General features: G+C 43.0%; 9 protein-coding genes. 5 read left to right on the plus strand and 4 right to left on the minus strand.

Going from position 1 to position 11,618, the window contains the following annotated elements; translation table 11 throughout:
* The first annotated feature begins 15 nt into the window (after positions 1-15).
* From EI164_RS02945 to EI164_RS02955, 3 genes are all read left to right on the plus strand, one after another.
* The gene (locus tag EI164_RS02945; protein ID WP_192518508.1) at positions 16-2,124 is read left to right on the plus strand and encodes a DUF4105 domain-containing protein; all 2,109 of its coding nucleotides are present in this window, start codon (positions 16-18) and stop codon (positions 2,122-2,124) included.
* Between the two features lie 150 nt (positions 2,125-2,274).
* Positions 2,275-3,252, plus strand: a complete 978-nt coding sequence (locus tag EI164_RS02950; RefSeq protein WP_192518509.1) for a DnaJ C-terminal domain-containing protein — start codon at positions 2,275-2,277, stop codon at positions 3,250-3,252.
* An 86-nt stretch (positions 3,253-3,338) separates the two neighbouring features.
* Entirely contained in the window at positions 3,339-3,662 is a 324-nt protein-coding gene (locus EI164_RS02955) for a chaperone modulator CbpM (protein WP_192518510.1), read from the plus strand.
* A 118-nt stretch (positions 3,663-3,780) separates the two neighbouring features.
* On the opposite strand, the gene sstT is transcribed toward EI164_RS02955, so the two are convergent.
* From sstT to EI164_RS02970, 3 genes are all read right to left on the minus strand, one after another.
* Entirely contained in the window at positions 3,781-4,983 is a 1,203-nt protein-coding gene (gene sstT, locus EI164_RS02960; RefSeq protein ID WP_192518511.1) for a serine/threonine transporter SstT, read from the minus strand.
* Between the two features lie 296 nt (positions 4,984-5,279).
* On the minus strand, positions 5,280-5,780 hold the full coding sequence (locus EI164_RS02965) for a DNA polymerase III subunit chi (protein WP_192518512.1): 501 nt from the start codon (positions 5,778-5,780) through the stop codon (positions 5,280-5,282).
* 35 nt (positions 5,781-5,815) lie between these two features.
* Positions 5,816-7,471 carry a leucyl aminopeptidase gene (locus EI164_RS02970; protein WP_192518513.1) on the minus strand — a complete coding sequence of 552 codons (1,656 nt, stop codon included), beginning with the start codon at positions 7,469-7,471 and terminating at the stop codon, positions 5,816-5,818.
* A 688-nt stretch (positions 7,472-8,159) separates the two neighbouring features.
* Between EI164_RS02970 and EI164_RS02975 the strand changes: the two genes are divergently transcribed.
* Positions 8,160-9,431 (plus strand): LPS export ABC transporter permease LptF, encoded by a 1,272-nt coding sequence (locus EI164_RS02975; RefSeq protein ID WP_192518514.1) that lies wholly within the window; start codon positions 8,160-8,162, stop codon positions 9,429-9,431.
* Positions 9,431-10,621, plus strand: a complete 1,191-nt coding sequence (gene lptG, locus EI164_RS02980; RefSeq protein ID WP_192518515.1) for an LPS export ABC transporter permease LptG — start codon at positions 9,431-9,433, stop codon at positions 10,619-10,621. The genes EI164_RS02975 and lptG overlap by 1 nt, the downstream gene beginning before the upstream one ends.
* A 185-nt stretch (positions 10,622-10,806) precedes the next feature.
* Here lptG and EI164_RS02985 read toward each other — a convergent pair whose 3' ends face one another.
* On the minus strand, positions 10,807-11,427 hold the full coding sequence (locus tag EI164_RS02985) for a class I SAM-dependent methyltransferase (RefSeq protein ID WP_192518516.1): 621 nt from the start codon (positions 11,425-11,427) through the stop codon (positions 10,807-10,809).
* Positions 11,428-11,618 lie beyond the last annotated feature (191 nt).

Here is an 11,618-nt window from a genome sequence, read left to right on the forward strand (position 1 = left end):
TGGTGTCTAGATAACATGCAAAAAGTATTTTTATGGTTGGCTTGTTTTTCGGCATCTACTGCTTATGCAGTAGGAGTTGATGAGTTGAGTATGGTCGATTCAAGCGGTTATAGGCCTAAGCTCGCATCGGTGGATCAGAGCAAACAAACCGACTCTAGTGAGGATGGTGTTATTGAGGCAGCCACGGCTGATAACGATGCTTATCGCAGGGCTGACAGCGAAATGGATAGCTTGCCAGATAATGGACGCAGTATAGAAGCGACCCATGAAGCGTCATTTTCGGAGCCAAAACAAGACGTCAATAAAGACGTAACGATTGACCCCATAAAACTACAATCCCTGTCCCAGCATCGACAGTGGCAACATTTATTATTTTATAAAGATGGTAAAGCAGAAGTTATCTCACCAGGATTTTATTTGACCAACCCAAAGCCACGCTCAAAAAAGGATGTTGATCCTTATGCGGAGCTGATGGCAACGATAGAAAGCATTGATGATGAAAAGGTCGTTTGTAAATATCCGGCCAGATATTTATGGCTTACTCACCACCTACCTGAATTGCATGTCAATCTTAACGAGTGCGCCCAATTGCCAGATCCCAATCAAGAAATAAGCTTGATTTTAGTCAGTAATTATCTAAAAAACCCCGCTTCTTCCTTTGGTCATGTATTGGTAAAAACCAGCCTACCAGCAGGTGCCAAAAACGAGAACGCCAAAAACAAGAACACTAATGAAGTCAGAGAGCTATCGAGTGAGGATTTGCTTAATAGTTCTTATAACTTTGGTGCTAGCATTCCAGCAAATGAAAATGGCGCCATGTACGCTATCAAAGGGCTTTTTGGGCTTTATGATGCTGGATTTTCGGAGACAGAGTTTTTTAAGCAAGACGCAGTGTATTCTAAAAATGAACAGCGAGATATGTGGGAGTATGTACTTAACCTTGAATCGTATGAAACCCAATTATTGAACTATCATTTATATGAAGCAAAATCTGCTCGGTTTGATTATTACTTTATTAAGCAAAACTGTGGCTATCGTTCAGGTGAGATACTTGAGCTGATCAGCGATGTCAAAACAACGGAACGCATAGGCCCTTGGTATGCACCAGACTATGTGTTTGATCAGCTGCTGGAGCATGAAGATGGTGCCGAGTCATTAGTATCTTCGATACGTTATTTGCCCTCTGAACAAACGCAACTGCGTGAGAAGTTTGTACAACTACCTAAGCCTATACAAGATGTTATCAATACCGTAATTCGTACAGAAAATATCGAACTGCTTGCCAATTTGAATGATGAGGATAAGGCACTTGCACTTGATTTTTTGATTTTGCATCGTACATATACAATATCACAGGACGATACGCCACAGCAGCAAGCTTTTAAAAGTGAGTTGCTCAGTCAGCGTTTTAGACTACCAGTGAGTGATGGTTTGGCTCAATTGACTGTACCAAATAAAGCGTCACCAGCATTGAGTAATAAAACCACGCAAACCAAAGTCGCTTTATCTGATGAGATGACAGAAATCGGTTTATCATTATTTGTGAAAGACCCACTCAACGCCTATACAGATATTGATAAGCGTTTTGAAGCTGTACAGCTTTCATTGGGCTATAACTTTGATTCGCGTCAATTGACGTTGACGGATTTTGTGTTTTTGGACATGCAGCAGATTGAAGATCTTAGGCAGCCGCTATCAGGCGAGCCTAAACTGTCTTGGCAGCTAAAAACAGGCGCTCGTACAGATGTTTTTACTGGCAACCGTCACAGTCCTTATGCTCAAGCGGGCGTTGGTGCAGGTGCTAAATTTGGCAAGCATATACTGGGCTACAGTATGGTCAATGCGACTGTCCATGATCAAGACAAGCATGCCGATATCGGTATTGAGGTAGGTGTGCGTGCAAAACGTGATAGACAAAGTGCTGAGCTGTCTTATACCGCCTCAAAACGAGAAGGGCGCGCTAGTATGGATTTTACCAAATTGACATTACGTCAACAGTTATCAAAGAATGACGATGCTCGAATTGTGGTGACATACTCTGACACAGTTACGGCTGATAATAATGCTATATTAGATGATAGAGGTAAATTAAATGCTGCTATAGCCTGGCATCATTATTGGTAATATTTATCTAACCATTTTTATTTTGGTTGCTACTATAATTAAAGTATAGCGACAACCTTTTATATCGCAGTCACACAAATTTCCATACCGTATCGTTGAAAATGGGCATACCAATCTTATCAACATACTTTTATTTTGAGGAAAAATAACATGGCAGAGAAAACCTACTATGACATTTTAGGGGTCAAAAAAGACGCCTCAGACGCCGATATCAAAAAAAAATACCGTAAGCTTGTTCGTCAATATCACCCTGATGTTAGCGATCATCCAGATGCTGATAATAAGATTGCGGAGATTAACAATGCTTACGAAACCATCCGAGATAAAGACAAGCGTGCAGAATATGATGCCATGCTAGACAATCCTTTTGCGGGTCAAGCTGGCGCTGGTGGCTTTGGTGGTCAGTCGGCAGGGGCTGGACAGGGTGGATTCCGTTGGGAAGACATCAAAGATCAGTTTGGTGACGGCGAAGCTTATGGCGATGGTGGTTTTCGCTTCGATGATATTTTTTCTGCATTTGGTCGTGGCGCGAGCGGACAATCACAGCGTGGTGGCTTTGGGTCACAAGATAGCAAAGGTCAAGATCAGCATGCAGAGATTACGGTCGATTTGGCATCAGTTTATAACGGTGACGATTATAGTATCAAATTAAACGTTCCGGTTCGTCAGGCCAATGGCAGCGTGGACTATGACAATAAGACGCTCAAAATTAAAATTCCGAAAGGTATTACTGATGGCAAGCAGATTCGCCTAGCAGGACAAGGTGCGGCTGGTATAGGTGGTGGCAAAAACGGCGATTTATTTTTAAAAGTAAAAATCCGTCATGCAGATAATATTCGTGTTGAAGGTGCTGACGTCTATCAGACCGTCAATATCGCTCCATGGGAGGCGGCATTGGGTGAAAAAATCAATGTCAGTACGCCAGCAGGAAAGCTTGGTGTTTCTATCCCCAAAAACAGTAAATCTGGTAGTAATTTGCGTCTCAAAGGCAAGGGTATTCCTGCCAAGAAAGCAGGTGATTTGTATTTGACCTTAAATATTGTCAATCCTGATATCAGTAGTGAAGCGGCAACCAATGCTTATGAGCAATTAAAGCAGGCCTTTGCTGATGTCCATATTGACCGTTAACTCAACTCCTTGATAGCAGTCATTTATCACCGCAATAGAGATGCATACGATAACGATGAAATAGAAAGAAAACGAGGATAATAGTTATGAAACACTCGCCTGAATTTACCGATATCATCATGAGCTTGGATGAGCTAGTATCTGCCTGTGGCCAAGAGCGCCAATGGGTCATCGAGTTGATGGAAGAAAATATCATTGAGTATGATGTGCCAGAGCGTGAGCAGTTTACTGGCTATCAGCTGACAACCGTGCGCCGTGCCTCACGCCTTAGCCGTGATTTTGAAGCCAGCGTCCCAGCGATTGGTTTGATACTGGAGCTGTTAGATGAGGTGGAACAGTTACGCCAACTAAAACGTCAATTAGACTTACAAACGCCAGTGATAGAAGTGGACATTGATCACATAAAGTAAATAATTTGGTAAATGAAGACACGCCCTAAGAAATAGCCAATAAAAAAGGGCCTCAATAATAAATTGGGCCCTTTATTGTTTTTAGTTTCTCTATTTATAGCGTTTAATCTTCTACAAATTAACGAGAATACGTCGGATCAGCGGCTGCGGTGAATAGTACGTCAGTTGACGAGTTCAGCGCTGTTTCTGCCGAGTCTTGTATCACACCAATGATAAAGCCAATCGCTACCACTTGCATGGCAATTTCGTTTGGAATGTTAAATAGGCTAGCGGCAAGTGGGATCAAGAGCAATGAACCACCAGCGACACCAGAGGCTCCACAAGCACTGATGGTTGCGACCAGACTCAGTAGTAGTGCTGACGCAAAGCTCACTTCGATACCCAAAGTGTGTGCCGCTGCAAGCGTTAAGACGTTAATTGTAATCGCCGCACCTGCCATATTGATAGTGGCACCTAGCGGTATCGTCACAGAATAAGTGTCTTCATGCAGACCCAGTTTGCGAGCAAGGTTCATGTTTACAGGAATATTAGCCGCTGAGCTACGAGTGAAGAAAGCCGTAATACCTGATTCACGCAAGCATCTAAACACGAGCGGATAAGGGTTTTTGCCCGTTTTGACCAACACGATAATTGGGTTGGCGACTAACGCGATAAATAGCATACAACCGATGAGAACCATCAGGATACGTGCATAACCTGCCAAAGAAGCAAAGCCTGTTTCAGCGACAGTATTTGCGACCAAACCTAATATACCAAAGGGTGCTAAAGCAATGACCCATTTGACCACTTGCGAGATCGCATCAGAAAAATCACTGACTACGGTGCGCGCAGTATCACTGGCTTGACGTAGTGCAAAGCCGATGATGATGGCCCATGCTAGAATACCAATATAATTGGCCTCAGCGATGGCATTGATAGGGTTAGCCACCAAATTCATTAATAAGTTAGTCAATACGGCTTCTAAGTTGGCGGGTGGTACTTGCTCAATCGTCGCATTTATCAACACTAAGTTAGTCGGGAATAAAAAACTAGCACCTACCGCAGTCAATGCAGCCAAAAAAGTGCCGAACATATACATAATAAGTACTGGTTTGACATAAACTTTGTTACCGCTACGGTGTTGACTGATAGCAGCCATGACCAAGACAAATACCAGTATAGGCGCAACGGCTTTTAACGCACCTACAAACAGCGTGCCCAATAATCCTAATGCAATGCCGATGTCTGGTGCTTGCCAACCAATCAACACCCCTAAAATCAAACCAATGATAATGAGCGGAACCAGCCCTATACGTTGGTACATCGCAATCAATGAACGCATCTATACACCCTCGATTTAGTCAATATGGTCAAAGCATTTATAAATGGCTACAGCATGATCCTTACTTAAAATACGCAGTATATGCAGGGGTGCTTTGTCGCCATTTTGAAATAATTCGACTGTAAATAAGACGTTTGTAATAAGAACAGAAAAATAACCGAAGGATGGTAGCATTTTTTTGGATAAGCGCCTACCTCTACCCCGTATCCGCATAAGCTGATAGGGCTACCGAAAAGTGCCCAATATGAGAAAGGTAGGATAGTGTTGTATCGTGAGAAATGAAAAAGAGAGGCTGATTACACTTTAAAGTGGGTCAGCTCATAGCCTAGTTGTTGGTAAGCTTTATACTTGTTGCGACCTTCTTGAACACTTAGCGCATCAGGTTTTATCAGCTCAAGGACTCGAGTTGGTTGGGCATTACTGGTCACTGCCATAAAGCTGTTTACAGGATGTATCGTGGTATTGAGTACGATACCTTTGAAATCGGCTGGCATATGATTGCCAAGTAGGACAGGTGCTAGTGACTGGTTACCAGTGTTGATAGTATTGGGAATGGTGTCAGCAGTAGTATCCACATCAGTATTTTTAGAAGCATCTACAAGGCGTTGATGCGGTATAAAACTCGTAGAATCTTGTGCCCATAGCGCCTCATCAAGCGATGACAGTAACGCTTCATCTTCGATCAGAATAAGCAGCGACTGAGTGCTTTTGTTAAGCGCCGTTTGGGTCAGTTGACAAATAAAGCCCAAGATTTCTTGGGCTTTATTTTCACTTAGAACATAAAAGCTAATTTTCATAAATTGACTGTCGTTGATTGGCTGTCATTAATCGATTATGCCATATCCGCGCTATTTTTTAGATATTGCATAAATAATGGTACTGGGCGACCAGTGGCAGCTTTGTCTTTGCCTGAGTTCCATGCCGTGCCAGCGATGTCTAAATGCGCCCATGCTTGACCTTCTTCGATGAAGCGAGATAAGAAGCAAGCAGCAGTGACGGCACCAGCAGCTCTACCACCGATGTTTTGTAAGTCTGCGATAGGTGATTCGAGCTGTGCTTGATACTCATCATCTAACGGCATATGCCAAACAAGGTCACCTGATAAGTTACTGGCGTTTTCTAGCTCAAACAATACGTCTTCGTTATTACTAAAGACTGCTGAGCGTACATGACCAAGTGCAACCACACAAGCGCCAGTTAAGGTAGCAACATCAATGATGGCTTTTGGCTGATAGCGCTGTACATAGCATAGGGTATCTGCCAGTACTAAGCGACCTTCAGCATCTGTATTCAAAATCTCGACTGATAGACCGTTCATGGCTTTGACGATATCGCCTGGACGAGTTGCATCACCTGAAGGCATGTTTTCAGCACAGGCTAACGCACCAACGACATTGATCGGTAGACGTGCTTCACATAACGCCTTGATAGTACCTAGTACTGAGGCTGAACCACCCATATCAAACTTCATCTCATCCATGGCTGCACCAGGTTTGATAGAGATACCGCCTGAGTCAAACGTGACGCCTTTACCGACCAATACGATAGGAGCGTCATCATTTGCAGTTGATAAGTCAGTGCTAGTTGTATTAGTATTTTTAGCAGACTTTTTAGTTGGTAGTTTATCAGCCAATGCTTTTAGACCACCGCTGACTTTGGCACTGCTAGTCGCGGCTTTAGTGGAGCCAGCATCGCTACTGAAGTCAGACTTACCGCGGTATTCCATGAGTACGAGTTTGCCTTCTTTGGTAGAGCCTTGGGCAACAGACAAAAAGCAGCCCATACCCAATTCTGACATCTCATCTTCACCTAATACCTTCACTGTTAATAGGTCAGGATAGGCTACTGCAAGCTCTTGGGCTTTTTCTGCCATATAAGCTGGGAAGCAGATGTTACCTGGTTCATTGGCTACATCGCGAGTCAGACTCTGACCTGCAAACACTGATTGTGCAAATGCTAGCGCAGGCTGTAATGCAGCATCAGCCACGAGATAGATGTCCGTCAGTATCGTTGAAGCTTGTTCAGATTTGTATTTGTCAAAGCGGTAGCTTGCTGCCAATAGGTTGAGAGCAAATTGACCAAACTGGCTTTCTTCTAAGGCATCGCTCAACGCAACAGTGATAGAAGACACACGCTTTTGCGTGCTACTATAAATGGTATTAGCAATTTTTTTCAAGACAGTGTTATTAAGCTTATCGGTATTACCTACACCGACTAATAATAGTTGTACAGGGTTTTGCTTGGTGGTTTTTTTGTCGCCTGCCAATGCGTAATCGACTACAGTTTCACCAGCCTTACCATTAAAATGTGACACATCAATCAGTTGCTCAATACGTGAGGTGTAATCGGTCAGAACAGATTCGGCAAAGATGTTTTTGTTATCATCGATTAAAACAACCAGACACGCTTCATCTTTACTCTTCGCTTCTTTTTTTAGAATTTTTTGCGTATGAGTTTTTGGTAGGTGCTGAGACAATTTAATATTCATATCGTTATCCTTATTAGAGTTATAAAACGAGTGTCGTAACAGTGAGTCAATATGGATGACTCTATTTATTAACGACAGCTTTCAAGGTTAGAGCAACTTACTAGATCAAGGCCTCAAACATAAGAAACATCACACGTGACAAGGCATCACTCATCTTATAGTGGTGAATCCTGCACCGAGAGTGATGACGTTATCGTTCATGTGTATTAAATATATCCTAACTATCTAAAGTGGTTGGCTAAAGCAGTTGGGGTCTTCGGCTATAGTTGTAGTGTAGCATATCAGGTAATGATTGCGCTGTCGGCAAGGGTTAGGTAAAGATTTCGTATATATTTGCTGCACGATCTTGCTATACATCTTTAGAGCCTGTCGCCTATTCAGTAAGGCATGCGTAATGTTTTCAAACACATTTCACCGCCATTCTTAGGCAAAACATGCTAGCATTAGCGGTCATCTTGATCACCAATATTTATAAGGTATTGCTAATAAGTGATACTGCTATCTTTATATCTGTTTAAGACTTGGGCTGAACGGCATTGTTTCTATACTGCTTAGTGCTGTGATTGAATGTTTAACATGCTACAACTATGGAGCATAAAATTGTCATTATTTTGTCCATAATTATGCGACGAATGATTAAGAATACCAACCCTTTTTAAGAGTACCTATTGTGATATTACGCCGCTATATGACCCAACAAGTCGCTTCAACCACTGCTCTAGTATTAGGGTTTTTAGTGGTGATGATGCTAGGTGGTCGTTTGATACGCTACTTTGGTATTGCCGCAGAAGGTAATCTTGATATCAGCTTATTATTTACCATCATTGGTTATAATTTGCCGTACTTCTTAGAGTTAATTCTGCCTTTAGCATTTTTTATCGCATTGATGCTCGTATTTGGGCGCCTGTATGTCGATCAAGAAATGGCTGTTATCAATGCCAGTGGTGTCTCGCGTGGTAAACTTGCTCGTTTGATTACGCCCCTGATATTGGCCTTGTTTGTCGGTGAAGCTGCATTGTCCATTGTCGGAAAACCGTGGGGGGTGCGTTCATCAGAAGCTGTTTGGCAACAGCAAGCTGTGACTAGCGCATTTGATTTGATACGTCCAAATGAATTTATCAGTAGTGGCAATTATCATTTGTATGTGGGCAGCTTAAGTGATGATAAAAAACAATTACAAAATGTGATCCTCATTCAGTCTGAACCTGAAGAAAAGGGCAGTGCTGCTGACAAAGAGGCTATCAATGCTGGTAATACCATTGACCCAGAAACAGCAGAGTCATTGGGTATACCAGAGCTACCAGCCGCTGTTATAAACTCTAATATCAGCAAAGATACTATCACGCTCGCCACTCGTGCGGAACAAGTAGATACGGGTGATAGCGGTGTAACCCAGTTGGATTTGTTCCAAGGTCGTCGCTATGAAGTTGGAGCAGGTAGTCTGAAATACAATCAGGTGGGCTTTGATCGCTACCGTATCACTTTGACTGAGTCATCAGAAGAAGTCGTCACCGAAAACAACATTGAAACGCAAGCAATAGGACCATTATGGCAGGCGGCTACTGGCGGTGCACAAGTAAGTAATACCAATACGCTACGTGCAGCACAAGGTGAGCTTGGATATCGTTTTGCTTTACCATGGCTGATGATTATCGCGCCTATGCTGGCCGTACCGCTCGCACAAGTACGCCCTCGTCAAGGTCGTTGGTTACGCTTATTTCCCTCTATTTTATTATTTGTCAGCTGCGCGTTGGGTATTATTTCACTAAAAAATGCAGTAAGCAAAGGCAGTGTGAGTGTGTGGGCTTATGCGTGGTTGGTTCTTGGATTCATGGTACTAGCACTTTATATGAATTGGGGAAGTCGCGTACAGCATCGACTGCGTTTTCGTAAACAACAAAATGCGCCATTAACGGTTATCGATAGTCAAAGCACTGGCTCACAAGGAGGACAGCCTTAATGAGCGCTTTATTCTCTAAGTTGGTTAAAAAGCCTGCCAACCTAAAAGTTCTTAGCCGTTATGTCAAACGTAATGCATTTTTTGCGATTGTCGGAGCGGTCTTAGGTCTGTGGGCGTTGCAGTTGGTTTTTTCTTATTTGTCAGAGCTTGACTCACTAGACGACAGTTATACGATGGGGCAGGCAATTAAGTATATTTTTTATCGCTCACCTTATTTTTTAGAGCAGTTTACGCCAACAGGAGCATTGCTTGGTGCGGTTGTAGGCTTAGGCTTACTCGCTAACAAAAGCGAGCTGGTGGTGATGCGTGCTGCTGGAGTGAGCGTATATCGCATTGTCGGTTGGGTGTTACAGCCTGCCATGATTTTTGTGTTGCTTGCTTTGGCGATTAACCAGTTCGTCTTACCATACTCTAATCAGTTGGCAAAAGAGATCAATGATGCCGATAGCCGCGCATTGGTCACATCGGTACGTGGTTATTGGACTGTGCAGCCACGCTTTGAAAATGCTGCTGATGGTAGTACCATGTCGGATGGCAGTGATGTGTTATATATTGATTATGCTGATGTTCAAGGCAACATCGGTGAGGTCAAACGCTGGCATTTGGATAATAATGGTAGCTTACAAACGGCCATCTATGCAGAAAATGGGCAGTATATTGGTCGTGAACCAGTCGATATGACCATTGATGCACCAAGTGAGCAGTATCGCTATGAGTGGCAGCTGAATAATATGACCAAACTGAATATCGGTCAGGGGTTTGATAGCAGTCAAGCCATCTCACCCTCTGATACATTGAGCCTACCGTTTGCTCCTGAGTCTGTGTATTTGCTCACTCGCAAGGCGGAGGACTTGTCATTGACTCAGCTATATGAGCATCGCCAGTTTATGAGTCAACAGGGTCAGCGCTCTTTGAATCATGAGCTGGCGTTTTGGCAAAAGCTATTATCACCATTTTCTATTTTGTCATTGGTGATTGTCGCCTGTTCATTTGTTTTTGGCTCACTGCGTACGCATAGTTTGGGCTTGCGTATCGTGGTAGCGCTATTGTTTGGTTTGCTGTTTAGTTATATGCAAGATTTGGTTGGCTTTATCTCGCTCGCTACTGGAGTGTCGCCGCTACTCATGGTGCTATTACCCATCATCGGTAGTGCGGCATTGGGTGGATATCTGCTCAAACGGCAGATGTAGCCAGATATCATTTACCATAAAGAAGCCCGCTAAAACACTATGTTTTAGCGGGCTTCTTATTTTTATCACTTTCAAAAATTTATACCATTCACAAAAATTAGAGTAGCAAGGAAAAAGAGCGCAAGTACTACGCATTGTAAGCTAAGCGATTTTGACACAGCTAATCGTATTTTTGGCGGTTGGTATTAGTCTTTGGTTGCCATGGTAATGGTGTACGTCTTACCTTGCTTGATCTTATCGCTATTGCCAAATACTTCGGTAAATGAGCGCTTCACAAACTGACGTAGGCCGTTGATAGTAACCACATAAAAGCGACCACCCGTACGCATACGCTCATAAGCATCAAGGAAGTATAAATAATGCTGCTCTTTGCCCACTTTGGCTGGCAAGTTTGACATCACCAGGCTAAAGTCTTTGTCTTTTGCCACTTGATTAAAGCCGTTTGATAAATGCACATCGACATTGGTTAGACCGTTTTTTTCACAGTTACGGCATGCGTATTCTACCGCCATAAAGTCTTTATCGATCAGCGTATGTTGACCATTCGGACATTCACGTGCTGCCGTCATACCAAGTACGCCATAACCACAGCCCAAATCAATTGAATCATCGTCAGCTTCAAAATCCACATAATCAAGCAGCATCAAGCTACCGTCATCGAGCTTTTGCGGTGAAAAAATACCCCACGTGGTCGAAAAATCAAACGGCTTGCCCAATACGTCTTGGCGAAAGTTAATATCTTCGCGCCAGTGTTCGGCATTTTTTAATAGGTCAGCAGGTGGCTTATGATTTAGTGGGTGGCTCATAGGATTCTCGGATAATGGGTAAATAAAAGGCGGTGGTTGCTCAGTTATACAGCGTGCACATCATACGCGTATTGTAGCGAGAAAAGAGGTAGTTTGCAGCTATCTATTGTGGAATTGTATTGTGGGAAGTCGTTATCGGAGTTTTTCAAGGTAGTTGTCACCATCAAGCTAAATTAAGCGGCTTGTAATCT

Origin of the sequence: Psychrobacter sp. FME13, from assembly GCF_014861395.1 — a bacterium.
Classification (GTDB): domain Bacteria; phylum Pseudomonadota; class Gammaproteobacteria; order Pseudomonadales; family Moraxellaceae; genus Psychrobacter.